The 25,205-nt window shown below is 72.4% G+C and carries 20 protein-coding genes; 12 read left to right on the top strand and 8 right to left on the bottom strand.

All coding sequences use genetic code 11. The features are described from left to right. Window positions 1–6: 6 nt before the first annotated feature. Window positions 7–1,185, bottom strand: a complete 1,179-nt coding sequence (locus ACH47Z_RS05405; protein ID WP_399071374.1) for an MFS transporter — start codon at window positions 1,183–1,185, stop codon at window positions 7–9. A 284-nt stretch (window positions 1,186–1,469) separates the two neighbouring features. Between ACH47Z_RS05405 and ACH47Z_RS05400 the strand changes: the two genes are divergently transcribed. Continuing rightward, on the top strand, window positions 1,470–2,357 hold the full coding sequence (locus tag ACH47Z_RS05400) for an MBL fold metallo-hydrolase (RefSeq protein WP_399070739.1): 888 nt from the start codon (window positions 1,470–1,472) through the stop codon (window positions 2,355–2,357). A gap of 19 nt (window positions 2,358–2,376) precedes the next feature. On the opposite strand, the gene ACH47Z_RS05395 is transcribed toward ACH47Z_RS05400, so the two are convergent. The 5 genes from ACH47Z_RS05395 to ACH47Z_RS05375 form a co-directional block, all read right to left on the bottom strand. Then, entirely contained in the window at window positions 2,377–2,775 is a 399-nt protein-coding gene (locus ACH47Z_RS05395; protein ID WP_399070737.1) for a GNAT family N-acetyltransferase, read from the bottom strand. 225 nt (window positions 2,776–3,000) lie between these two features. After that, window positions 3,001–5,181: an MMPL family transporter gene (locus ACH47Z_RS05390; RefSeq protein WP_399070735.1), complete on the bottom strand. Its 2,181-nt coding sequence runs from the start codon at window positions 5,179–5,181 to the stop codon at window positions 3,001–3,003. Window positions 5,182–5,374: 193 nt separating this feature from the next. Then, a complete protein-coding gene (locus ACH47Z_RS05385) occupies window positions 5,375–6,028 on the bottom strand; it encodes a maleylpyruvate isomerase N-terminal domain-containing protein (RefSeq protein ID WP_399070733.1) in 654 nt (217 codons plus the stop codon). A 52-nt stretch (window positions 6,029–6,080) separates the two neighbouring features. Then, window positions 6,081–6,443, bottom strand: a complete 363-nt coding sequence (locus tag ACH47Z_RS05380; protein WP_399070731.1) for a 5-carboxymethyl-2-hydroxymuconate Delta-isomerase — start codon at window positions 6,441–6,443, stop codon at window positions 6,081–6,083. Between the two features lie 117 nt (window positions 6,444–6,560). Next, window positions 6,561–7,124 carry a TetR/AcrR family transcriptional regulator gene (locus ACH47Z_RS05375; RefSeq protein WP_399070729.1) on the bottom strand — a complete coding sequence of 188 codons (564 nt, stop codon included), beginning with the start codon at window positions 7,122–7,124 and terminating at the stop codon, window positions 6,561–6,563. A 106-nt stretch (window positions 7,125–7,230) separates the two neighbouring features. On the opposite strand from ACH47Z_RS05375, the gene ACH47Z_RS05370 reads away from it, so the two are divergent. Beyond that, complete coding sequence (locus tag ACH47Z_RS05370) at window positions 7,231–7,614, top strand: nuclear transport factor 2 family protein (RefSeq protein WP_399070727.1); 384 nt, start codon at window positions 7,231–7,233, stop codon at window positions 7,612–7,614. A 174-nt stretch (window positions 7,615–7,788) separates the two neighbouring features. Here the strand turns inward: ACH47Z_RS05370 and ACH47Z_RS05365 are convergent, their stop codons facing one another. Beyond that, complete coding sequence (locus ACH47Z_RS05365; RefSeq protein ID WP_399070725.1) at window positions 7,789–10,005, bottom strand: MMPL family transporter; 2,217 nt, start codon at window positions 10,003–10,005, stop codon at window positions 7,789–7,791. A 160-nt stretch (window positions 10,006–10,165) separates the two neighbouring features. Here ACH47Z_RS05365 and ACH47Z_RS05360 point away from each other — a divergent pair, with 160 nt between their 5' ends. Beyond that, entirely contained in the window at window positions 10,166–10,813 is a 648-nt protein-coding gene (locus ACH47Z_RS05360) for a TetR/AcrR family transcriptional regulator (protein ID WP_399070723.1), read from the top strand. Window positions 10,814–11,007: 194 nt separating this feature from the next. Here the strand turns inward: ACH47Z_RS05360 and ACH47Z_RS05355 are convergent, their stop codons facing one another. Continuing rightward, window positions 11,008–12,285, bottom strand: a complete 1,278-nt coding sequence (locus ACH47Z_RS05355) for a hydrolytic protein (protein ID WP_399071372.1) — start codon at window positions 12,283–12,285, stop codon at window positions 11,008–11,010. Window positions 12,286–12,578: 293 nt separating this feature from the next. On the opposite strand from ACH47Z_RS05355, the gene ACH47Z_RS05350 reads away from it, so the two are divergent. From ACH47Z_RS05350 to ACH47Z_RS05310, 9 genes are all read left to right on the top strand, one after another. Further along, window positions 12,579–13,301, top strand: a complete 723-nt coding sequence (locus tag ACH47Z_RS05350; protein ID WP_399070721.1) for a response regulator transcription factor — start codon at window positions 12,579–12,581, stop codon at window positions 13,299–13,301. 315 nt (window positions 13,302–13,616) lie between these two features. Beyond that, window positions 13,617–16,787, top strand: a complete 3,171-nt coding sequence (locus tag ACH47Z_RS05345) for a hypothetical protein (protein WP_399070719.1) — start codon at window positions 13,617–13,619, stop codon at window positions 16,785–16,787. Continuing rightward, entirely contained in the window at window positions 16,784–17,491 is a 708-nt protein-coding gene (locus ACH47Z_RS05340) for a DUF4255 domain-containing protein (protein ID WP_399070717.1), read from the top strand. The genes ACH47Z_RS05345 and ACH47Z_RS05340 overlap by 4 nt, the downstream gene beginning before the upstream one ends. Beyond that, window positions 17,488–19,863: an AAA family ATPase gene (locus tag ACH47Z_RS05335; RefSeq protein WP_399070715.1), complete on the top strand. Its 2,376-nt coding sequence runs from the start codon at window positions 17,488–17,490 to the stop codon at window positions 19,861–19,863. Before ACH47Z_RS05340 ends, ACH47Z_RS05335 begins: the two co-directional genes overlap by 4 nt. Window positions 19,864–19,976: 113 nt before the next feature. Next, window positions 19,977–21,524: a phage tail sheath family protein gene (locus ACH47Z_RS05330; protein ID WP_399070713.1), complete on the top strand. Its 1,548-nt coding sequence runs from the start codon at window positions 19,977–19,979 to the stop codon at window positions 21,522–21,524. A 35-nt stretch (window positions 21,525–21,559) separates the two neighbouring features. Then, the gene (locus tag ACH47Z_RS05325; RefSeq protein WP_399070711.1) at window positions 21,560–22,003 is read left to right on the top strand and encodes a phage tail protein; all 444 of its coding nucleotides are present in this window, start codon (window positions 21,560–21,562) and stop codon (window positions 22,001–22,003) included. Then, entirely contained in the window at window positions 22,000–22,500 is a 501-nt protein-coding gene (locus ACH47Z_RS05320) for a hypothetical protein (RefSeq protein WP_399070709.1), read from the top strand. The genes ACH47Z_RS05325 and ACH47Z_RS05320 overlap by 4 nt, the downstream gene beginning before the upstream one ends. Continuing rightward, on the top strand, window positions 22,497–22,655 hold the full coding sequence (locus ACH47Z_RS05315) for a DUF6760 family protein (protein WP_399070707.1): 159 nt from the start codon (window positions 22,497–22,499) through the stop codon (window positions 22,653–22,655). The genes ACH47Z_RS05320 and ACH47Z_RS05315 overlap by 4 nt, the downstream gene beginning before the upstream one ends. A 4-nt stretch (window positions 22,656–22,659) precedes the next feature. Next, on the top strand, window positions 22,660–25,197 hold the full coding sequence (locus ACH47Z_RS05310; protein ID WP_399070705.1) for a hypothetical protein: 2,538 nt from the start codon (window positions 22,660–22,662) through the stop codon (window positions 25,195–25,197). Window positions 25,198–25,205 lie beyond the last annotated feature (8 nt).

The following is a 25,205-nucleotide window of genomic DNA, read 5'->3' as shown; positions in this document are numbered from 1 at the left end:
GGAGGTTCAGCGCGGGCGGGTGGCGCGGATCAGCCAGAGGGTGGCGGCCAGGCACAGGGTGGAGGTCGCGCCCAGCAGGAGCGGTACGGCACGGACCCCGGACCACTCGATGGCCTTGCCGAGCGCCGGGCCGGCCGCGACACCGCCCACCATGGACGCGGCGATGACCAGCGCGCCCGCCCGGCGGGCCCGGGGTGCCGCGCGGTGCAGCCAGGGCAGTCCGGTGGGGAAGATCGGCGCAATGAACAGACCGACCCCGGCGTACGCGTAGGGGGCGAGCCCGGCCACGGGGGCCAGCAGCAGACAGCAGGTCATGCCCGCGCAGGAGACGGTGATGATGGCCTGCGGGCTGAAGCGCAGCGCGATCGGGGCGACGAGGAACCGGCCGACGGTCATCATCAGCCAGTACACGGAGGTGGCCGTCGCCGCGGTACCGGCGCCGTAGCCGACGGCCTCCAGGTGGGTGGGCTCCCAGCCGCCGACGCCCGCCTCGATGCCGACGTGCAGGACGTACACGGCGACGAACACCGCGAGCACCGAGGCCAGGCTGCGGCCGAGCGCCCGACCGCCGCCCGCGTCCCCGGCGGAGTCCGACGGCTGCGGAGCACGGTCCCGTACGCCCTTCAGGCACAGCAGCAACGGCAGGTTGGCCAGGGCGAAGCCGAGGAAGATCGCCGGGTAGTGCTCGGCACCGGCCGCGCCGACCAGGGCGGGGCCCAGGATCGCCCCGATGCCGAAGTGCGCGTTGAGGATGTTCAGCATGGCCGTCGAGCGATGGCCGAAGCCGACCGCGAAGAGCTGGTTGAGGCCGTAGTCAATGCCGCCGAAGCCCAGCCCGGCGAGCAGCGCGGTGGCCAGCGCCACGGGCCAGTTCGGCGCCCAGGCGAAGCCCGCCGCGCCGACGGCCATCAGCAGGTAGGAGGCACCGAGGATCTGCCGGTTGCCGAGCCGCCCGTACAGCCGGTCGAAGAGCAGCACGCCCGCCACGCCACCGACGAAGTGGGCGCTCAGCCCCAGGCCGGCCGCCGAGGGGCTGAGCCCGAACTCCCGGCGGAAGGCCGGGATCGACGGCCCGTACAGCGCCTGGAGCGCGCCGATCAGAACGAAGCCGACGCACGAGGCGGCCACGGCCGCCGGACTGAAGACGGGCCTGTCGGAGGTGGTGGAGGTGCCGGCCGAGCTCAGTACCGGGCGCCGGTCGTCGAAGCCTCGTGTCTTCCGCGGCACAGCACACCTTTCGCGTGGGGAACACGGAGTGGGAATGAACTGGTGGTGCGCGGTTCACCGGAACGCCTCGGCTCCGACAGGAAATGATGTTACCGGTAACATTCAGCCCGTCAAGGTCACCTTCAAGAGCAGCGGGCAGTCGTAAGCACAAGATCCGGACCCCCTTCCGGTTTCCGCCCGGCGCGGGATACCCCTGGAGGGGAGCCGACGGTCGGCGAGCGCGGTACGGAGAGGAACGGACCATGGGTGACGTGCGGTTGCAGGACGGGTGGTACGTGAACGAGCGGTGCACGAACTGCGACGTCGCCCGGCAACTGGCCCCCGGTCTGATCGGCGAGGTCGGCGGCCGCTCGGCCGTCCTGCGCCGGCCGAGCGGCGAGACCGAGCTCCGGCAGATCCACGCCGCCGCGCACGCCTGCCACACCCGCGCCATCCGCCCTGCGGCCGGGCGGCTGGACACGGCCCAGGACCCCTTCCCGCTGGCCCTGGACGACGCCGTGTCCCTGTGCGGGCACAACTCCCCGCACAACGCGGGCGCCAACTCCTATCTGCTGCGCCGCCCGGACGGCACCGCGATGCTGGTGGACACCCCGCGCTGGAGCACCGCACTGGCGGCGCGCTACGCGGCGCTGGGTCCCGTCACCGACGTCCTGCTCACCCACCGCGACCACGCCGCCCACGGCCGCGGGTACGCCGACCGGCTCGGTGCCCGGCTGTGGATCCACGAGGGTGACCTCGACGCCGCTCCGGACGCCGACCGGGTGCTTCGCGGGACCGATCCGGCGGAGATCGCCGACGGAGTGATCGCTCACCCACTGCCCGGGCACACGAAGGGCAGTGTGCTGTTCGTCGCGGACGAGCGGTACTGCTTCAGCGGCGACAGCTTCTACTGGTCACGCGGCACGGGGGACATCGAGGTGGCCGAGAGTGTCACCTGGTACTCCATCCGCGAGCTGGCCGCCTCGCTGGCCCGGACCGCCGCCCGGCTGCGCTTCGAGTGGCTGCTGCCGGGCCACGGCGACCGACGGCATCTGCCCGCCGACGACATGGCCGAGCGGATGCGGCGACTGGCGGTACGCACCCGCGAACTGCGGCCCCGCCCCGTCGACTTCACGGCGGTGCGCTGGTGACGGCATCACGCGTACGGCATCACAGTGCGAGCAGCCCGGCCGCCGTCTCCTTGAAGCCGCAGGCGTCGAGGTAGAACGGGCGGAGGTCCTCCTCGAAGTCGACGTGCAGCCAGGCGCACCGGGCCACGCGGGCCCCTTCGGCGGCGGCCGCGACGAGCCCGGCGCCCACCCCTCGGCCACGGCGGTCCCGGGCGACCACCGTGTCCAGCACGAAGGCGTGTGCCCCGCCGTCCCAGGCCACGTTGACGAATCCGACCAGGCCGCCGTCCTCGTGGGCACAGACCCAGCCGAGGCTGTACCGCTCCACCCGCGCACGCCAGTCGGCCCGACCGGCGGCCGGATACCCGAAGCCTTCGGCGTGCAGGGCGTCGAGGGCCGCGTTGTCGAAGTCGCCCCGCCATTCGTAGGTGATCGCCATGCGTCGATGCTACGGGTGCCCGACCGGTCGGACCTCGATGGCGGTGCGGGGGCGCTGCTCGGTGGCGTTCAACAGCCGGGCTCTGCGGGCCAGTTCGCGCAGACCGGCGCCCGCTCAGTCCTGGTTCGCGCCCAGGATGCTCCCGGCTTCGCACGGCACGAGCGGGAGTCCTGCCGGACCGGAAGCGCGCCGGACCGGCAGGACTCCCCCGCTTTCAGGCCGACGCTAGGTGCGGCGCCCCGCGACGGAGTCGCGGTCGGGGCCGGCGGTCGGGGCGGACTCGTGGGCCGCGCTGCCCGTGCCGGGCGTCGTCTCCTCGACCCGGTCGCCGTGGCCCGGCCACCATGCCGCGTGGCCGATCAGGGCGGTGAGGCTCGGGGTGAAGAACATCGCCATGACGAAGGCCGCGACGATGATGCCGAAGGAGACCGCGAAACCCATCTCCGTGAGCAGCGAGTTGCCCGCCAGCATCATCGTGGCGAAGGTCGCCGCCAGGATGAAACCGGCCGCCGCGACGGTCGGTCCGGCGTGCCGGAGCGCCATGCCGGCCGCCTCGCGCGGCTCCCGGCCCTCGCGGGCCTCCTCCCGGAGCCGGGCGATCATGAGGATGTTGTAGTCGGTGCCGATGGCGACCACGAACAGATACATGATCACCGGGAGCATGGCCATCAGGCCCGAGTGGCCCTGCCCCTTCTGGAAGATCCACACGGTGGCGCCCAGCGTGGCGCCGAAGCCGAGGCCCACCGAGGCCATCAGGAACCAGGGCGCGACCACGCTGCGCAGCAGCAGGCCCAGGATGACCATGATGAGGACGGCGGCGACCGGGAAGACGGTCCTGTAGTCGTGGTTGACGGCGGCGTTGAAGTCCTTGTAGATCGAGGACATGCCGCCGACGACGGCCCTGGTCCCGTCCGGGGCGTCGGCGTGGGCGACGTCGCGCACCCGGCCCACCGTGTCGATCGCCTTGTCCGTCGACGCCTCGTACTTGAGCGTGACGGTGAAGTCGGCGGTGGTGCCGTCCCGGTTGACCTGGGTCATCCGGGCGCTGGCGACCCCGTCCACGGCCCCGAGCTTCCGCGCGTACGCGGCGAAGGCGGTCTTGTCCAGCGGCTTGCCGTCGGTGCTGGACAGATAGACGTCGGTGGGTGCCGCGGCGCCCGCCGAGTACGCCTTCTGCATCTGGTCCTGGACGACCATGGACTCCTTGGTCTTCGGCATGGAGCCCGCCGCCAGGTCGAACGTGGCCTTGTAGCCGAGGGTGCCGAGCGACAGCACGACCAGGACGATCCCAGAGACCGCGGCGGTCAGCGCCGGGCGGCGCCGCACGCCCCGGCCGAGGGCGGCGAACCGGGCGTTGTCCGGCTCCCGCTGCCAGGACTTCGACGGCCAGAAGACCTTCGGCCCGATGAGCGAGACCACGGCCGGCATCAGGGTGAGACCGGCGATCAGGGTGGCGCCGACCGCGATGGCGAGCGCCGGGCCCATCTGCTTGAGGAAGCCCAGCGTGGACAGCACCAGCGCCAGGAAGGCGATGATGACGGCCCCGGCGGCCGAGGCGATGGCCTCGCCGACCCGGTCGACGGCGTTGACCATGGCCAGCTTGGGTTCGTCACCGGCGCGCAGGCGCTCGCGGTAACGGAACATCAGGAACAGGAAGTAGTCCGTGCCCACGCCGAACAGCACGACGATCAGGATCGCCGAGATCGAGCTGTTGGCCTGCAGGTCGAACAGCTTGGTGGCGTACGCGATCAGCCCGTTGGCGATGGCCGCCACCAGGCCGATGACGACGATCGGCAGGACGGCCAGGATCGGCGCCCGGAAGATGATCAGCAGGGTCACCAGGATGATCACGAACGTGCCGATGCCGATCAGCGCCTGGCCGCGCTTGGACGAGTCCTGTTGGTCGAGGGTCTGCGCGGCGGAGCCGCCGAGCTTGACGTCGAGGTGTGTGCCCTTGGCGAGTTGCTTGACGTCGTCGCGCAACACCTTGGCGGCGTCGGCCTGTTTGGGCTGGCCGGCGTTCTTGCTGTCCATCTGGACCAGGGTCATGGAGTACCTGCCGTCCTTGGACGGCGGGCCGGGGACGACCTTCTGCACCTGGTCGATGTGCTTGCCGCCCAGTTCGGTGGTGATCCGGGCGATGTCCTTGTTGTCGGCGGCGGTCAGCTTCCCGCCGTCCGTGCGCTGGTACAGCGCGATCGCGGACGGGGTGAAGGCGCTGGGGAACGCCCTTTCCTGGAGATCCGCCGCTTTGATGGATTCGTAACTCTTGGGCAGGAAGCTGCTCTCGTCGCTGTTCGAGGGCAGACTCGGGGCGGTGGCCACGATCGCCACCGCGGCTATCAACCACGCCACGATCGTCCAGACAGGATGTCGGACGACCGTGGTGCCAATACGTCGGAACATGCGGAAGGTCCTCCTGGGCAGGAAGATCACCACAGCCCGGGGAGCGGTCCCTGGCATTGGCGACCCCGACCGGAACGCACCGTGCGTTCCGGTCGATTGGTTGTGTCGTGGCCACATGGTAGTGACCCGGTGCGAAAGTCATCTCCGGTGTTCGGGCGCGGGGACGCCCAAGTCCGGGGAGACGAGGGAGAGTTCAGCCGAGAACGAAGGGGAGCTTCGCGGCGGCATCGCCCAGCGCGTTCTGCTCCGCGTCGGTCGGTGCGCGCCGGCCCGTGCCGATCAGCAGCACGTCCTTGTCGGAGAGCGAGGCGGGGAACGCGGATCCCGCGATCTGCTCCAGCGACGCCCGTGCCGCCGCGAGGGTCTCGTCGGGCGGTTCGGGGGCCGACGGCAGATGCGCGATCAGATCGAGGTGATGCAGGGTCCATTCGACGACGTACGCGGACAGGTAGTCACCGACGGTCAGTACCTCGTCCTGGGTGCTGACGCGCGCGGACGGATCGGCGAGTCCGGCGGCGCGGCCCGCGGCGGAGCCGACGTCGTCCAGGTGGAACGTCAGCAACCTCGGCTCGCCGTAGGCGGCGGCCAGCCGGGGGATCAGCGCGTCGAGCGGATCCTCACCGGTCGGGGGTTCGACGAGCTTCCAGTAGGTGACCGCGTCCACGGTCGGTTCGCCGGTCGCGGGCGTGGCCAGGGTGATCAGCACGTCCTGGGCGTCGATGACCAGATGGCAGACCAGGTCCCGCACCAGCCAGCCGGTACAGCCGGAGGGCCGCTCGAAGTCCTCGTCCGCGAGTGCGGCAACAGCCCCGCGCAACGCCGTCCAGGAACGTGAGAAAAGATCCACCGGGGCAACGTAGTGCGGGACCGGAAGGGGGCTCAAGCGAATTCACGGTCCGTCAGCGCGTGGACGGCGAGAGCCGGTAGGAGCCGGAGAGGTCTCGTATCTCCACCGAGAAAACGGCGTCCCGTGGCACACCTTCGACCCGCAGGTGTTTGTCCAGCAGCGCCAGCACGCCCTCGGACATCCGCGCCTTCAGCACCTCGGGACGGCCGGGCATGAGCCCCACTTCGACGTGCACGAAGGCCGTCTCCTCGCTCGGCCGGTCCCCGACGTATGTCTCGGCCGGCCGGAACACCGTCTTGCACACCCCCGTCGTACCGGACTCCTCGACCACGAACGGGTGCAGCTCCTTCACCAGAGCCGCCCGGTCGAAGGACCCGGCCAGATGGGAGGAGTAGTCGATGGTGAGGTACGGCATGGAGGACCTTTCCCATGATCCTGGTGGTTTCACTAGGCAACTAGTTTCCCTCATGCGGTTCAGGGACCTCACCGCACCCCCTCGGAGCCGAGGGTCACACTCGCTCGGAACCGGGGGTCACTCCCGCTCCGCAAGGATCCGCTCCGCGAGTTCGCGGGCGGACGCGGCCGGCTCGGTGCCGGGGCGGGTGGCGCCGGCCGCCATGACCCCGTCGATGAGGAGCAGGAGCTGATCGGCGGCGCGGGCCGGCCGGGGATGGCCGAGCCGGACCAGTTCGGCCGCGAGGAGCCGGGTCACGCGTTCGCGGTAGTGGCGGGTGACGGCGTGGGCGGGGTGGTCGGGGTCGGCCAGGGCCAGGTCGGCGGCGAGGTAGCGGCAGCCCCGGAAGTCCGGTCCGGTGATGACGGCGCCGAGTTCGTCGAAGACGGCCAGCAGGCGCTCGCGCGGATCGTCCCCCGCGGCACGCATGGTCCGCTCATAGGACGCCTCATCCTCGGCGGCGCTGCGCCGCAACACCTGCGCGATCAGGCCGTCCTTGCCGCCGAAGTGCTCGTACAGCGACCGGCGGGCCACGTTCGCGCTCTTGAGCAGCGTGTCCACGCCCACTCCGACGCCATGACGGTAGGTCAGCTCCTGTGCCGCCTCCAGCAGGCGCTCGCGCGGTCCCGGTCCTGACTTCATGGGCGCCAGCCTGCCACCCGTTGACCGGTAGATCAACCGGTCTATATGGTTCAAGTAGACCGACCGTTCTATCCACAGCGGGCTGTTTCTTCCCCGAGGAGCGACCATGTCACCTCGCACGACCGCGGCCGTCATCGATCTGTTCAACCACGCCTTCGTCCACCACGAGCCCGATCTGCTCGACGACCTCGTCGGCGAGGGGTGCGTGATGGAGGCGATCCAGCCGGCGCCGGACGGCGAACGCTACGAGGGCCGGGAGGCGTGCCTCACCTTCTGGCGGACGCTCGCGGCCGACCGCACCACCCGGTTCGCGCCCGAGGACGTCACCGTCGCCGGCGACCGGGCGACGATCCGCTGGCGCTACCACTTCGGCGACGGCCCCCAGGACTCCGTACGCGGCGTGAACCTCATGCGCGTCGAGGACGGCCGGATCGTGGAGGCCCTGGGCTACGGCAAGACGGGCGGCGAAGTCCCCTTGGCCACCGACTGAGAGCCGGCCGCCCGTGCACATGCGGGACGACGGATCCCGTGCGGGGTCCGGGGAGCCGGCCGGTGACTGGCCCCAGCTCACCCTGGCCGGCCCGCTCGAACACCGCTGACCACGGCGGAGCCGATGTGCCGCACGGCGGCGTGCGCGCCGTGCGGCACAGGCGGGCACTGACGGTCAGGGTGCCGCGGTGGGCACGGGGGTGACCGGGGTGGTGGGTCGCGGGTGTTCGGCGAGTCGGTCGCCCTCGATGTCGAGGTCCGGCAGCAGGCGGTCGAGCCACTTCGGCAGCCACCAGCCGGCGCGGCCGACGAGGGCGAGGACCGCCGGGACCAGGGTCATGCGGACCACGAAGGCGTCGACGAGGACACCGACCGCGAGGGCGAAGGCGATCGGCTTGAGCATCGTGCTGCCGCCGGGCACGAAGCTGGCGAACACCGCGAACATGATGAGCGCGGCGGCGGTGACCACCCGGGAGGCGTGGCGGGAGCCGGCCAGGACGGCATCGCGGGGTGCGGCGCCATGGACGTACGCCTCGCGCATGCGGCTGACCATGAACACCTCATAGTCCATGGCGAGTCCGAACAGTACGGCCATCACCAGGATGGGCAGGATGCTGACGACCGGCCCGGTCTCCGCGACGCCGAGCGCGCTCGCGAGCCATCCCCACTGGAACACGGCCACGACCACGCCGAACGTGGCGGCCACCGACAGCAGGAAGCCGAGGCCGGCCTTCAACGGCACGACCACGGAACGGAAGACGAGCAGCAACAGCAGCAGCGACAGGCCGACCACGACGAGGGCGAACGGGACGAGCGAGCTTGCCAGCCGGTCGGAGACGTCGATGTTCACGGCCGTCGTCCCCGTGACCGACACCTCGGCCCCGGTCTGTGCGCGCCAGGCGGGCGCCTCGTCGCGGAGGTGCTCGACGAGGTTCTTCGTGCGCTCGTCGGAGGGGCCGCTCTTCGGCACCACCTGGATGACGGCCGCGCCCCCGTGCTCCACGAGCTGCGGCTTGCCGACCGTGGCGACGCCGTCGGTGGCCCCCAGGTCGTGCACGAGGGTGGCCGTGGCCTGTTGCGGGCTGCCGGCGTGCGAGGTGTCGGCGAGCACCAGGAGCGGGCCGTTGAAGCCGGGGCCGAACTTCTCGGCGACGATGTCGTACGTCTGCCGCTGACCGCTGCCCGCCGGGGCGGATCCGTTGTCGGGCAGGGCCAGTTGGAGGTCGCGGGCGGGGATCGCGAGGGCGAGCAGGCCGATCAGTACGGCCGCGAGGGTGAGCAGGGGGCGGCGGATGGCGATCCTGCCCCAGCGCTCACCCATCGCCTCGCGCCTGCCGTGCCCGGCGTCGAGGGACGGCTGTTCGCGGCGGGACGCGCGCGAGCCCGGCTTCGGGCGCAGCCGTTCTCCCGCGAAGCCCATCAGCGCCGGCAGGAGGGTGGTGGAGACGGCGACCGCGACGAGTACGGCGGCAGCGCCGGCCACACCCATGACGGTCAGGAAGGGGATGCGGACGACGGCCAGGCCGCACAGCGCGATGATCACGGTCAGGCCGGCGAAGACCACCGCGCTGCCCGCGGTCGCCGTGGCCCGGGCCGCCGACTCCTCGGTGTCCATGCCGGTGGCGAGCTGGGAGCGGTGGCGGGAGAGGATGAACAGCGCGTAGTCGATGCCGACCGCGAGACCCAGCATCGAGGCCAGGGAGGGCGCGGTGCTGGAGATGGTCAGCACCCCGGTCAGCGCCGACAGACCCAGCAGGGTGACGGCCACCCCACTGATCGCCGTCAGCAGGGGCATGCCCGCGGCGAACAGCGAGCCGAAGGTGATCATGAGGACGGCGAGGGCGACGGCCACGCCCATGAGTTCCTTGGTGTGCCCGGTGCTCCTGGTGCTGCCGTAGGCGGATCCGCCGACCTCGACCGTGAGCCCCGCGTCCTTCGCGGTCCGTGTGGACCGCTCCAGCGCGGTCAGGCTGTCGTCGTGCAGTCCGGCCCGGTCGACCTGGTAGCGGACCTGGCCGAGCGCGGTCGTGCGGTCCGGCGATATGAGCTTGCCGCGCACCGGGTCCGTGACGACGGTGACCTGCGGGGCCTTACCGGCATCGGCCATCGTGGCGCTGATCGCCTGCGCGTACCGCGGCTCGGTGACGGTGTGGCCGTGGGGCGCGACGAAGACGATCTGGGCGCTGGTGCCGGCCGCCGAGGGCAGCTCTCGCTTGAGGGTGTCCATCGCGGTCTGGCCGGGTGAGCCCGGGACGGTGAACTCGTCGTCGGTCGTGCCACCGAAGGTGATCACGCAGGTGACCACGGCGGTCAGCACCAGCAGCCAGGCGGCCAGCACCGCCCGGCGGCGCCGCACGGCACCGCGGCCGATCCGGTAGAGCAGGGAAGCCATGAAGGGTGCTCCTTGTGGGGACTCCTGGCGGCTTCGAACCCACGGGAGGGCCGACCGCCAAAAAGTGTCAGGACTGACACGATACCTAAACTGTCAGGAATGACACTTTCCATGCTCACGTCAAAACCTCGGCGTGGCCGGGCCATGGCAGGATGAGCAGGTGAGCGAGCAGGTGACAGGGGAGACCGAGCCGGGACGGCGGGACCGGAAGAAGGCCGCAACACGCCGCACTCTGCTCCAGACGGCGACCCGGATGTTCGCCGAGCGCGGCTACCAGGAGACGACGGTCAAGGACATCGCGGCCGCCGCCGGTGTCACCGAGCGCACGTTCTTCCGCTATTTCCCCTCGAAGGAGGACCTCGTCTTCGCCGAGATCCTGGACTTCGTCCCCCTGGTCCAGCAGGAGATCCTGCGGCGGCCGGCCGGCGAGCCGCCGCTCAGGGCCGTACTCAACAGCCTCCACGCGGCCGCGGCCGGACTCGACGGCGGGCTCGCCATCCTCGTCGTCGGCGCACCACCCCGCGCGCTCGCCGGCCAGACCCGGCGCACCCATGTCCTGACCGACTTCGAGGACGGCATCGCCGCGGCCCTCGCCGAGCGTTTCGCCGGCCTCGATCCCGAAGAGCCGCCCCGCCCACGGGCGCTGCGCGCCTCGGTCCTGGCGCGGGCCTCGGTGGCCGCCGTACGCGGCGCGCTTCTCATGCACACCCGCGGCGACACCGAGTCCGGATCACTCGCAGTGGACGACTTCGGCAGGCTGCTGGAGGAGGCGTTCGCCGTGCTGTGCGCGCCGGACGGCGGCGTGTAAACCGGCCAATTCCCTTACGGCGCTCGGGACTTCACCTCAGAGGACCGCACTCGCACGGGCGCCGGGATTCCGGGATGTGTGGCCGCACGCGAAACATGCACGTTGCATGCAGTCCCGTGGCGGTTTTCGGCCGGAGTAGGAGCCACCCCTTCCCCTTACCCCACACGAAGCGAACGATGTGCGGTGGCACTACGTCACCGTGTGACGTCGCTGAGCACACCGCTGACGTTCAGGACCTCATGACACTGCGTCGCCTGCCGGCCGGTGGCCGGCGTTCCCGGCTTGGCGCAGGTCACGTTCATGGTGACGGTGGCGTCCTCGGGGATCTTGATGGGAGTGACCCAGTGGTAGTCCTGGTTGCGGAAGGTCTCCAGCGCGATCGTGGTGATCTTCCGGTCGCCGAACGTGATGGTCATGACCCCCTCGTCGCCCTGGAAATTGGCGACGACGATATCGGTGATACCGAAGACCTTGCCCTTCGGGACCACATAGGTGCCGGTCTTGTTCGCCCCGCCCGAGGTCTGTACGTCGATCGTGGCCGAACTCTGCTGCCCGGTTCCGGCCACCGTGCCGTCGGTGCCGTCACCCCCGGCGCCCGGCGCCGTGTTCGCGCCCTGACCGCCCGGCCGGGAGCCGGTGCCGGTGCCCTTCCCGGTGCCGGACCCCGTCCTCGGGGACTGCCCGTTCTGGCTCCCGCCGGGGGTCGGGCGGGGCTGGACCACCTCGTCGGCCGCCTGCTTGGCGGCGCTGCGCACCGCCGGACGGACCAGTGCGAACCAGGCCACGATCAGCGCGATCAGCGCCGCGAGCAGCGCCAGCAGCCACTTCGGGAAGACCGGGATCTGGACGAACTCCGCCTCCAGCGGCGGCCGTACGACGGCTCCGGGCCGCTCGCCCTCTTCCTCGGCCTCGGCACTGTCGTCGGCGCGCACGGTGAATGGCCAGACCACCGGCTTGCCGAACCAGACCGGTTTGCCGGTGCGTACCCGCAGCCGGGTCTCCGCCGACTCCCCGGGCTCCAGGGTCAGTTCGGCGGGGGTGAACCCGAACTTCAGTTCCTCGCCCCGCTGTTCCGGGGTGAACCCCACCCGGGCCGGAGTGTTGCCCTCGTTGCGCACCGCCAGCCGGTAGCGGCCGCGCAGCCAGCCACGGCGACGGCGCGGAAGCAGCTCGGTGCGCAGCTCGTGGAACGCCTCGATGTGCACCGTGGTCTCGGGCACCGTCACCGACTCGGGGTGCTCGGTCGGCAACACCCGTACGCCCAGCGGCACATCACCCGCCCGCACCTGAGGGGAGCGCGGCGGGGCCAGCCGGATCGTCACCGTCTCGGAGGTACCGGGGTAGAGCGAGACCCGTGCGGGTTCCACGGTGGTCCAGGCCGCGCAGTCACCCACGACCTCCAGGGTGTACGCCTCGACGATGTCGCTGTCGTTGCGGACGGTCAGGCTCGTGGCGGCGGTACCGCCCGGCATCACCGTCACGGCGGGGATGTCGAGGCCGGGCGCCCCGGGTCCGGAAGAGGCTGCAGTTGGCGTCACGCCACGACCGTAGAACCGGGTCCGGGACGTCACGAGAGGTGCGAGGGCAACACCCGGGCAGCGGACATGCCCCCAGCGGTCAACGTCAACTCGACGGAACGGCACGCCAGTTGAGGCGACCCCGCGCGGCGCGTGCTCCGCCGGCCGGCAGTGTCCCCCCGTTCCGCGCGCCTCCTTGGCCCCGTACGTCTCTCTCCGTTCTTCTCGTCATGAAACAGGTACTCAGTATGTCCGGCTCCGTGAAGGAGAACCCGCTCATGACCGCCCGCACGCCCCGTGCGACCCATCCCCCTGTGACCACGCATCGCTCCGCCCAGGAGGACCGGCCGCGCCGGGTGTCCGTCGCGGTCTACGCCCAGGACCTGGTGCTGCGCATCGGTGTCGTGCACCAGCTGCGCCAGCGCCCCGAGGTGGAGCTGGTCGACGAGGCCGAGGCGGACCGGGCGCGGACCTCGCTCGTGGTCGTCGACGCCGTGGACGACGACGTCATAGCCCTGCTGCAACGGCTGCAGCGCAACGCCGGCACCCGCACCGGGCTGGTGGTCGGCACGTTCGAGTCGGCGGCGCTGCAGCGGGTCATCGAGTGCGGTGTCGCCGCGGTACTGCGGCGCGCCGAGGCGGACCAGGACCGGTTACTGCATCTGGTGCTCGCGATGGCCAAGGGTGAGGGTGTGCTCCCGGGCGACCTGCTCGGCAGGTTACTGACCCATGTGGGCGGTCTGCAGCGTTCGGTGCTCGATCCGCACGGCCTGGCCCTGTCCACGCTGACCGCGCGCGAGGCGGACATGCTGCGCCTGGTGGCGGAGGGCTTCGACACCGCCGAGATAGCCCAGAAGACCGCCTACTCCGAGCGGACCGTCAAGAACGTGCTGCACGAGATCACCACCCGGCTGCAACTGCGCAACCGGGCACACGCGGTGGGCTACGCGCTGCGCAACGGGCTGATCTGACCCACCGGTTCGGCCTCCGGGCGTGCTGCGGGCAGCCGCCCGCCCGCAGCGCTCCCAGCAGCCGGTGACCCCGGGGTTCGGAGCAGCACGCCCGACAACCGGTGACCGCCCAACGCCCCCGAGCCCATCGCAGCCCACCCGGCCGGGGTGCCCCCCCATCCGGAGTCGTCCGCAGCGCGCCCCGGCGTCCGGTGGGTGCCCGAAAGCGCAGTTCTCGCTTCCCCCGGGCACGGCCCCGCCGCCCTGCCGTACGACACGCGCATGGGGGCACGGTGGCAGGGCACACCCGGCGTTCCGAGACTGCGAGGTGGAACCGTGAACGGCACCGCTGGCCCCGGCGGGCAGCGCCGGCTGGGGAGATTCGGCGCGTCGTTGCTCCTGCTGGTCCCGCTGCTCGCGGTGGCGGCGGCCTCCGGGCCGGACAGCGCCGAGGCCCGGCCGCGGGCGACCGCCGCCTCCGCCACCCGGATCGCCTACGCCGGCACCGGGCACCGCAGTCTCGGCAAGGTGGTCGACACCAGGTCCAGCGAGCCGCTGTTCGGCGCGGGCCCGGCGCACTACGACGTCCAGCCGTCGGCACTCGGCGACACGATGGTGTTCGCGAGCCGCCGTGACGCGAAGAACCCGCAGATCTATCTGCGCGCCCCCGACGGGTCGGTGCGCAAGCTGACCAGCGGCCGGGACGCGGCACATCCGCGGCTGACCCCGGACGGCAAGGCGGTGGTGTTCGACTCGGCGGAGCCGGGCGGCCCGAACGGCAGGAAGCAGCGCGACCTGTGGCTGGTGCGCACCGACGGCACCGGTCTGACCCGGCTGACCGACACGCCGGCCGACGAGGAGAGCCCGACCGTGTCGCCGGACGGCCGGCGCCTGTCGTACTCCGGCAACAGCGACGCGTCGCTCGGGTCGCAAATCTACGTGCGTCCGCTGACCGGAGGCACCGCGACCCGGGTGACCGGCGCGCTCGGCGGCAAGGCGACGGAGCCCGTGTGGAACCCGGTGGACGACCCGGCGCACCGGGACCTCATCGTGTACACCTACACCGCCGATTCCTCGGCAGGACCGCGGCTGCGGGTGACCGGCGGCCCGGCCGGGGACCAGCCGCTGCTCACCGGCACACCGGACGGCTGGCGGACCCATGGGGCAGCCTGGCTGCCCGATGGGGAGGGGGTGGTGTTCCTCAGCCCCGACCGCACCTGTGGCTGCCAGGGCGACTGGGACCATGTGTACCGGGTTCAGAACCCCGCGACGGGACCGGAGTTGGTGCTCAGCGAGGACCGCTCGGTCGGCACGCCGACCTGGGTCGGACCGCTGAACGGCGGTTACGTCGTGGTGGACCGCACCTCGGCGAAGGGAAGCAACACGCCGCAGGGCCCGCACGGTGAGCACGTGGTGACCCTCCAGGACGTCCGGAGGGACGGCGCCGACCCGCGCGACCTCGGACTGACCATCCTCAACGAGGACCCGGCGGCGGACACCAACACCGATCCGGCCAAGGATCCGCTGTTCAACCCGGCGGCCGGATACGACCCGTGGACCGAGCGGCAGAACTACACCCCGGACGGCCGCCGCATCGTGTTGACCCGGTTCGAGGGCGGTCCGGACAACCGGATCGAGCGGATCTGGACGGTGGACGCCGACGGCTCCCACCCGGCGCCGATGCCACTGGCCGGGCGCGGGCCGAAGGACTGGGACACCGACCCGACGTTCTCGCCTGACGGCAAGTACCTTGCCTTCACGCGGACTTCGCCGGGCGGCGTCGGCTCCGCCTCGGGCCCGGGCCGTATCCTCGTCGCCGACGCGACGAGCGGGACGATCCTGCACGAGATCGTGCCGCCGGCCGGTCAGCAGACGGGCGGCGACGCCCAGCCCACCTGGTCCTCCGACGGCACGACGCTCGCCTTCACCCGGAACATGACGATCGGCGGGGGCGGCGGCAACAAGCACATCTGGACCGTGCCGGTCAACGCCCTGGACCAGCAGCGCGATCTGAGCGCGCGGATCTGCCCGGGCGACTGCACGGTCATCGACGACAGTCCCGCGTTCTCTCCGGACGGGCGGCTCATCGCCTTCAACCGGAAGGACGGCGGCGGCCGGATCAACGAGCGCAACGGCCTGCTGCTGACCTCGGTGTCCGGCCACAGCTGCCGGGCGCTGCTGCCCGAGTCGGCCCGCTCCACCGCCGACGCCTGCCACCAGGAGCTGCCCGATACCTCGGTCACCGGCCCGCACCAGCCGCGCGACGCGGCCTGGACGGCGGACGGCAACGACATCGTCTTCAGCTCGCGCACCGACACCCCGGCCAACTGCCCCGAAAAACTACATCTGTTGAACGTCACATCCGGTCATCTGACCCCGCTCACCCTGGAACTGCCGGGGCGTCAGAAGGAGCCCGGCGTCCAGCAGTCGGTGAACCTGGCCGTGCGCGCGCCGGGTACGGTGCCCGCGGTCACCGTCGGCCACTCCACGGACATCCGCGTCGACGTCGTCAACAACGGCCCGGCGGCCTCCCCCGGCACCCGGCTGACCATCGCGCCTCCGGCCGGTGTCTCCGTCACCCGGATCCGCCGCCCGGGCGGCACCTGCGACGCCGCCTCCCTCCAGTGCGACATCGGGGTGGTGCCGCCGGCCACGACCGTGCCGGTGACCGTCACGGTGACCGGGCGCACCGTCGGCGAGCAGCCCGTCGACTGGTCCGTCACCGGCAGCGTCGTCGACCCGGAACCCGGCGACAACAACGCCCGGACCGTCGTACCGGTACGCAAGGCCGCCCCGCCGACCCCCAGCCCGTCCCCGACCCCGCCCGCGCCCACACCACCCCCGACGCCGCCCGCACCGAAGGCCGGTCCCGGGGTCCGGGTCACCGCCCAGCCGGACCCGGGCTATGTCGGCGGCCGGGTCGTGGTGTCGTACACCGTGCGCAACGGCCGTAACGCACTGGCCACCGGACTGCGGCTGCGGATCGGGCTGCCCGCCGGGATCCCCGACGGCGGGCCGCCGTCGGGATGCGACAGCGGCTGGGTGTGTGCGCTCCCGGACCTGGCACCCGGCGACAGCACGGTCGTACGGGTGGTCCTCTCCCCCGACCACGCCACGACCGGCCGCGCCACCGGCGTGCTGACCACCACCGGGACCGACGCCGACCCGAACGACAACCGGACGCACACCACGCTGCGGATCCTCCAGCCGAAGATCGTCGCCGTGCCGCCGATCGGCAAGCCCGGCTTCGTCACCTCGGTGCGCGGCAAGGACTTCCCGCCGGGCGTGCCGGTGCGGTTCACCTGGAAGCCGGGGATCACCGCGGCCGCCGCGCCGACCGTGCCCGAGCCGGACGGCACCTTCATCGGCCAGCTGCTGATCCTCGCCAAGGACCAGACGGGTCCGCGCACCATCACCGCGAGCGGCCCCGGCTTCTCCCCGGTGAAGACCGACTTCCTGGTGGTCAACGGCAGTGTGCAGCCGCCCGACGAGGTGACCCGCCGGTGATCCACGAGGTCGACGAGGCGCTGCGCGGGCTGCTCGGCGAGGCCGGGCTGGAGACGTCCGGGGTCGAGATCGTCTTCGACGCGCCGACCCGCGACTGGGCGGCCCGCCGCACCGCGCCCACCGTCTGTGTGTTCCTGTACGACATCCGGGAGGACGCGACCCGGCGCGGCAGCGGCGCCGGGGAGGTGTACGACGCGGACGGCTATGTGGTGGCGCGGCGCACCCCGCCACGCTGGTACGAGCTGACGTACCTGGTGACGGCGTGGGCGAGCCGCCCGCAGGACGAACACCGGCTGCTGTCCCAGGTGCTGGCCACCCTGGCGGCCGCCGACGCGCTGCCCGAGCGGCATCTGACGGGTTCGCTCGCCGAGTTGGGCCTCACCGTGTCCCTGGACACCGCCGGCGCCACGCTCGACACGCCGGCCGCCTCCGACGTGTGGTCTGCGCTCGGCGGCGAGCTGAAGGCGTCCCTCGGCGTTAGGGTGCGCGCGCCGCTGGCCGGAGCGAGCAGGGCCGCCGCGCCGCCGGTCACCGAGGGGCTCGTGGTGCGTTCCGCGCACCGGCAGGAGGACGGGGAGTCGGTACCGGGCCGCCGGCTGCGGTACGAGGGCGTGAGCGACCCGGGGCCGGAGGAGGGGTTCGCCGGTCCGCGCGAGCGGCGTCCGGCCCCCGCGCGCCGCCGCCGGGGAGGGCGCCAGCCGTGACATACCTTGAGGAAACCGTCAGGGACGCCGGCTCGGACCCGCTGTGGGCGCGGCTGCGCCTGGTCGAGGAGCGGGTCCGGTACGCGGTGGCCGCCCGCCGCGCCGTCGATCCCGACCCCGACGACCCGTACCGGGGGCAGTACCTCACCCCGGAGGCGGCCCAGCGGATCCTGGACGGGCCGGGCGGCCTCGGCGTACCGGATGTACCGGGTTACGACCCGCAGCCCCCGCCGCCCGGATCCGTACTCGGCACACTGGCCGAGCGGTTCGGGCTGTCTCCGCTCGACATCGATCTGCTGCTGATCGCGCTGGCCCCGGACCTGGACGCCCGCTTCGAGCGGCTCTACGGCTATCTCAACGACGATCTGACCCGCCGTCGGCCGACGGTCGGACTGGCCCTGGAGCTTGCCGGGCACGCGCCGGCGTCGGGGGCCCGGTTCCGGCTCGCGGCCGGGGCACCGCTGGTCACGGGCGGGCTGCTGGAGGTAGTCGAGCCTGAACGTCCGCCGCTGTCACGGGTGTTGGTGGTCCCGGACCGGGTCACCGCGCATCTGCTGGGCGACAGCACACCCGACGCCCGGCTCGCCGGAGTCCTCGGTACGGCAACGGAGGATCCGACGGCGGAGCCGGACGAGGTACGGCGGGCAGCCGGTGCGGCGCGGTCCGGACCGGGCCTGGTGCATCTGCTGGACCGGGGCGGAGACGCGCCCGGTCTCGCCGCCGCGGCCCTGCGCGCGGCCGGACTGGGCACGCTGGTCCTGGATGCGGCGGCACTCACCCGGCGCGCCGCCGACCTGCCCGCGCTCGCCCGGGTCGCGGCGCTGGAGGCCCGGCTCACCGGCGCGGGTGTCGTCCTCGGCCCGCTGGAGGAGCTGCCCGCCGCACCCACCGAACGGGCTGGCAGCGCAAGGGAGTTGTGCGCGGCGCTGCGCGGCATCCCCTTGTTCGTCCACGGCACGGACGGCTGGGACCCGGCATGGGCGGCGGACACCCCGGTCGTGCTGCCGGTGACCCCGCCTTCCCCGGACCGGCAGGCCGCGCGCTGGCGGCACGCCCTCGCACTGGCCGGTGCTTCCGTGAACGGCGCCACGCACGCCTTGACCGACGCGTCCATGGGCGGCACCGCGCTCCCCCTGACCGCCGCCTCCGTGGCCGACAACGCGCACCCCCTCGCCACCGCCTCCGCAGCCGACACCGCACACGCCTTGGCCGGTATCTCTCCTGACGCTGACGCGCACACCTTGGCCGCCGCCTCCGCCGCCGAAACCACGCACCCCCTGGCCAGTGTCTCTCTCGACGCCGACGCCGACGCGCGCGCCTTGGCCGGCGGCTCCGCGGACGGCACCGTGCTCCCCCTGGCCGGTGCCCGCGGGGACAGCGACGTCGACACGCTCGCCCGGGCGGTCGCCGCGCACCGGCTCGACGGTGGGCAGTTGCGCCGCGCCGCGAGTGCCGCCGTGCGCACGGCAGGTCTCGCGGGCCGTCCTGTCTCCCCCGGTGATCTGCGCGCGGCCGTACGGGCGCAGAACGGCGCGGGGCTCGCCCGGCTGGCCCGCAGGGTGGAGCCGGACGTCGGCTGGGAGGATCTGGTGCTGCCTGCGCCGACCCGGCGCAGGCTGCGCGAACTCGCCGTACGCGCGCGCCATCGCGAGCAGGTGCTCGGGCAGTGGCGGATGCGGCCGGGCGGTGGCCGGGGGCGCGGGGTGATCGCGCTGTTCGCGGGCGAGTCGGGCACCGGCAAGACCATGTCCGCCGAGGTGGTCGCCGCCGACCTCGGCATGGACCTGTACGTGGTCGATCTGTCCACCGTCGTCGACAAGTACGTGGGGGAGACCGAGAAGAACCTGGAACGGATCTTCACCGAGGCGTCCGCCGTCAACGCGGTGCTGCTCTTCGACGAGGCCGACGCGATCTTCGGAAGGCGCTCGGAGGTCAAGGACGCCCACGACCGGCATGCCAACATCGAGTCGGCGTATCTGCTCCAGCGCATGGAGTCCTTCGACGGGATCGCCGTGCTGACCACCAACCTGCGGGCCAACCTGGACGAGGCGTTCACCCGCAGGATCGACGTGGTGGCGGAGTTCCCCATGCCCGACGCGGCCCAGCGTCTCGCCCTGTGGGAGCGGTGCCTGGGCGACCGGCTGCCGCGCGCCGCCGACCTCGACCTCGGCTTCTGCGCGGACCGCTTCGAACTGGCCGGCGGCTCGATCCGGGCGTGTGCCGTGACGGCCGCCTATCTCGCGGCGGAGGCCGAAGGGCCGCTCACCATGCGGCAGTTGGTGTCGGCGGTGGTGCAGGAGTACCGCAAGCTCGGCCGGCTGGTCCTGGAGAGCGAGTTCGGGCCGTATCTGGCGGACGTCGTCGACGCCTGAAAAGGCAGCGTGGTTGCCCCCGGCAAGGTACCCACGCACCTGTCCGCGGGCCTCACCCGCCTCGGAGACTCGGCATCGACGCAGGTGACCCGATGGAACGTGAAGGAGCGAGCATGCCGACGTACCTCACCCCGGGCGTGTACGTGGAGGAGGTGCAGTCCGGTGCCCGCCCCATCGAGGGGGTCGGCACCGCCGTCGCCGCGTTCGTCGGATTCGCCCGGAGCGGGCCCTTCCACGAACCGACCCTGGTCACCAACTGGGACCAGTACACCCAGCTGTTCGGCGGCTTCACCGAGGGCACCTACCTCGCGCACGCCGTCTACGGCTACTTCTCCAACGGCGGCGGCGCGGCCTACGTGGTGCGCGTCGGCGGCTCGAACGACGACGGCGGCGGGGGTTCCCGGGAGGCCCAGGTCCGGGCGGCCGAGCCGATCACGCTCGGCGGGTTCCGAATCACGGCCCGGCCCGGCGTCTCCGGGGTGTCGGTGGAAGTCACCGACACGGACGGCGAGAACCCGCCCGAGGACCGTTTCAAGCTGCTGGTCCGCCAGGGCGAGCAGGTGGCCGAGACATACGACGTCTCCACCCGCAAGAACGTCAAGGGTTATGTGGTCAGCCAGCTGCGCGCCTCGAAGCTGATCGAGGTCACCGAGCAGCGCGACGCCACCCAGACCCGCCCCGCGAGCCAGACGGTGGCCGTTCCCGACGCGCCGGCCGCGCCAGCAGTACCCGGCTCGGGTGCGGTGTCCCGGCTCGACCCGGCCGAGTACGTCGGCGACGCCGCCGCCCGCACCGGGTTCGCCGGGCTGGAGGCCATCGACGAGATCACCATGGTCGCGGTCCCCGACCTGATGGGCGCCTACCAGCGCGGCGACATCGACGCCGAGGGCGTGCGCACCGTCCAGCTCGCTGTCATCTCGCACTGCGAGCAGATGGGCGACCGGGTCGCGGTCCTGGACACCCCGCCCGGGCTCACCGCCCAGCAGGTGCGCAACTGGCGTAACGACGAAGCGGGTTACGACTCCCGGTACGCGACCGTGTACTACCCCTGGGTGCGGGTCTTCGACCCGGCGGCCGGGCGCAACACCACGGTCCCGCCGAGCGGTCACATCGCGGGTGTGTGGGCGCGCAGCGACGCCGAGCGCGGGGTGCACAAGGCGCCCGCCAACGAGGTGATCCGGGGCGCCGTGGACCTGGAGATCCGGCTCAGCAAGGGCGAGCAGGACCTGCTCAACCCAATCGGTGTGAACTGCGTGCGTGCCTTCCCCGGCCGTGGCATCCGGATCTGGGGCGCCCGCACCCTGTCCTCCGACCCGGCCTGGCGCTATCTGAACGTGCGCCGCCTCTTCAACTACCTTGAGGAATCCATCCTGTTGGGCACCCAGTGGGTGGTCTTCGAGCCGAACGACGACCGGCTGTGGTCGAGCATCCGGCGCAACGTCACCGCGTTCCTCACCGAGGAATGGCGCCGGGGCGCGCTCTTCGGCCGCACCGCCGAGGAGGCGTTCTACGTCAAGTGCGACCGCGACAACAACCCGCAGACGTCCATCGACCAGGGCCGGGTCGTCTGCGAGATCGGTGTCGCCCCCGTGAAGCCCGCCGAGTTCGTGGTGTTCCGGCTGGCCCAGTTCTCCGACAGCACCAGCCTCATCGACGAGTGACCCGCGGGTCGGTCAAGGAAAGGTGACACACAGTCATGCCTCAAGAGGGAGATGCTCTTTCCACCCACGTCTTCGGCGTGCAGCTCGGCGGGTACATGGTCGAGTCGATCCAGGAGATCAGCGGGCTGATGGTCGAGGAAGGGGTGGTCGAGGTCAAGCAGGTCAGCTCCAGGGGCAAGCAGATCATCCGCAAGCAGCCCGGCGCACGGGAGGCCGGCGAGATCACGATCACCCGGGGGCTCGACAAGAGCAGCGAGTTCACCAAGTGGATCAAGGAGACCCTCAACAACGGTGCCATCGACACCGCCCGGCAGAACCTGACCATCGAGATCATGGACTCCAAGGGTGAGACGGTCCGCCGCATCCAGCTGATGAACGGCTGGGCCTCCAAGTGGGAGGGCCCGTCACTCAAGGCCGGTGAGTCCTCCCCGGCCACCGAGTCCGTCACGATCGTGTTCGAGGAGATCCACGTCGAATGAGGCGCCGTACCGTCACGGCGGGCAGCCTGGAGGAGATACTGGAGGCCACGGCACCGGCCGCCCAGGCGGCCGACCAGCCCCAGGCCCCGGCCCCGGCCGCCCGCCCCGCACCGTCTCAAGGTCACGGGCTGCGCACGGAGTTCGAGTTCGAGCTGCCGCGCGGCTACGTGGACGAGGCGGGCACCCTGCACCGGCACGGCGCGATGCGCCTGGCCACCGCCCGGGACGAACTGCGGCCCCAGATCGATCTGCGGGTCAAGGAGAACCCCGCCTATCTGAGTGTGGTGCTGCTGAGCCAGGTGATCACCCGGCTCGGCACCATCACCGACGTCCACGCGGGCGTCGTGGAGCGGATGTACGCCACGGACGTCGCGTTCCTCCAGGACTTCTACCGCCGCGTCAACAGCGAGGGTCACACCCGCGCGGCGGTGACCTGCCCGCACTGCGAGGGCGCCTTCGAGGTCGACCTCTCGGGTGGGCGCCTGGGGGAATCGTGACGTACGCACTCCCCCGGCTGCGGGAGGAGATCGCGTACGTCGCCTACCACTTCCACTGGCAGCGCGAGGAGATCCTCGACCTCACCCACGCCGAGCGCCGCCAGTGGGTGACCGAGATCGCCCGTATCAACACCCGTGTGAACGAAGGTGGTTGAGCACATGGCATGGCGGGACCGCTTCCGCCGCCGGGCCGCGGCGCGGGCTGCCGGGCCGGGGTCTTCCGCGGGTACGTCCGCCTCCGGTACGGCGGTCGGTCCGTCGGTGCCGGGTGACTGGGACGGCGGGTGGCGTCGTACCGCTCCGCCGACGCTGACCGTGGCCCGCGCCCCGCTCGGGGTGAGCGACGGCCTCACCTTCCGCGCGGGCCTCGCCTCCTGGCAGAACCCGTCCTTCGACGCCGGCCTCGGGCATGCGCTGCTGCCGTCCGCGCCGATGGGCCTGGTCCAGGGTGTCACGCGGCCTGCCGTACCGGGTGGGACCTACGCCGACGGTGGGCCGTTGCTGCTGCGGGTACTGCGAGCGGATGTCGAGGGGGACGAGGGGGCTGTCGAGTCCGGTGCCGCGGCTGCCTCGCATCCGGCGGTTGCCCGCCGTACCGGTGGGCGTGGGGGCTCGGGATCCGCGCGCCGGGGCGCCGGTGAATCGGCGGTTCCGGGTGAGACGCCGATCGTCAACGATCTCCCGGCACCTGGCTCCATGGAGAACCATGTGGGCAACAAGGCGGAGGGTACGAGGACTTCGCTGCCGTCCCCGGGCCGGTCGGGGCCGACCCCCGCGGCGGACACGCCGGCCGTCCAGCGTTCGGTGGCCGCGCCGGACACGCCCGTTCAGCGGGCCCAGACGGGGGGCGGGACCGCCGGTGTGGTCCGGCCCGACGACCCCGGCCGCCCGGCGCCGGGACCGGAGATTCCGGTGGTACGGCGCATCGCCGTGGTGCCGAACACCTCGGGTGACTCCGCGGCGCCCGGGACTCCGTCCGGCCCGCGTACGGCGGCGAAGGCCGGACGCACCGCCCGGCGAGAGCAGTCGGTGAACAACCCCGTGCGCCCGAGGGCTGTCGGCCCCTCGCCGACGGTCGCCCGGCGCATCGCCGCGCCGGTACGACGGATCACCGCGCTACGGCCCGCTGTCCGGCACACCGAAGCAGCCGCTCCCCCCGTTGTCGGCGAGGACGCGCAGCCCGCGCCCACCGCACCGCGCGCCACCACCCCCGCACGCCCCGGCACCCGGCCACCACTGGGCGCACCCATGACCGAACTTCCCCCCACCGCCCAGCCGTTGTCCACCAACGCCCCGGACAACCCACGCCCGGCACCCGGACCGACACTGCCAGTGGCGCAGCGCCAGATGGACGTCTCCGCTTCCGCTGCTTCCACGTCGGACGCGTACGGCCGTGGTCCGGCGACGCCAAGGAGCGAGGGGAAGCCGACCGTCACACAGGCCGTACCCGAACCGTCTCCCCAGCCGTCCGGCGCCCGAGCCCGAAGCGGCCTGGGGGCACCGCTGCCGGCGCTGCCGCCGACCGCGGACGTACAGCGCTCGCCGCGCCCTGGTGGTCGGCCACACACCCCGCCCGACCCGGCCACCGCGACCGTCCAGCGCGCTGCCCCCGAGCCCCCTGCAGGCACCGCTCCCCTGCTGGGCACGACGGACACCGAACGGCGTAGCACTTCCCCCCACTCTCCTGCCGTTCAGGGACATTCACCCTCGACGCCGGGCACCGCATCGGCTCCCGCCCCACCCCTGCTCACTCCGGGCACCCCTCGGTCCGCGCCGGTACAGCGCGTGCTCGCACCAGCCGGCACGGGAGCGGCGGCCACGCCTTCCTCCGCGAGCAGGGCAACGACGCCGGCCCTTACAGGAGCCGGTGGAGCCCCTCCGCTCGTCGTCGCCCGCCCCCTCACCGTCCCCGCCCCCGGCCGAACCCCGGACGCCACCGACAACCGTGCCCTCCACCCCGGCACAGCACAGCGACTGCCGACACCCCGCAGCCTTTCCCTCCTCTCCGCCCGCACCCTCACCCTCAACACCCGTGTCCCTGAAGGCGTTACACCCCCTGCCGCCGCTCACATCACCGAGCGTCCCGTCGTCACCGCCTCCTGGCGGCGCGAACCGAGCCCGTCGCAGGAACCGGCACCGTCTCCCCCCGGAGCGCCCCAGGTGCAGCGGACCGTCTCCACCCGGGCGCCGATGCCGGCACCGTCGTCGTACAACACGCCCTCGGCCGACGGGGGTTCCGCGCGTCCCCGCCGCGCCGTCCCCGTCGTACGCCCGAGTCCGCCGGTCCAGCGTGCCACTGCCGGACACCTGCCCACGCTCCCGGTGACCGACCCGCAGGCGCCCCCGATCCAGGGCCGACCGCCCGCGCCGGCGCAGCCCAGTCCGCCCGTACCCGTGGTCCGCGCCACCCGTACGACGGCGGGAACGCCGCACCGCACCCCCGGCCCGACGGCACCCGTTGCGCAGCAGGACGCGACCGGCGGCACACGAACGGTGCAGCGCACACCTGCCCCGGCACCGGCGCCCCGGAAACCCCCGGACAAGGGCACGGTCCGGTCCCCGGGGCACCCGCAGGACCCCGGGGTCGACCTGGACGAGTTGGCGCGGCGGCTGCTGGAGCCGATGGCGCGGTTGCTCCGGGCCGATCTGCGGCGCGGTCGGGAACGGGCGGGCCGTCCCTACGACGGACGCCGCTGAGGACGGAC

This window comes from Streptomyces sp. NPDC020192 (genome assembly GCF_044388685.1).
Classification (GTDB): Bacteria; Actinomycetota; Actinomycetes; order Streptomycetales; family Streptomycetaceae; genus Streptomyces.
Note: the sequence above shows the minus strand (reverse complement) of the source record. Positions and strands in the feature narration are given on the sequence as shown.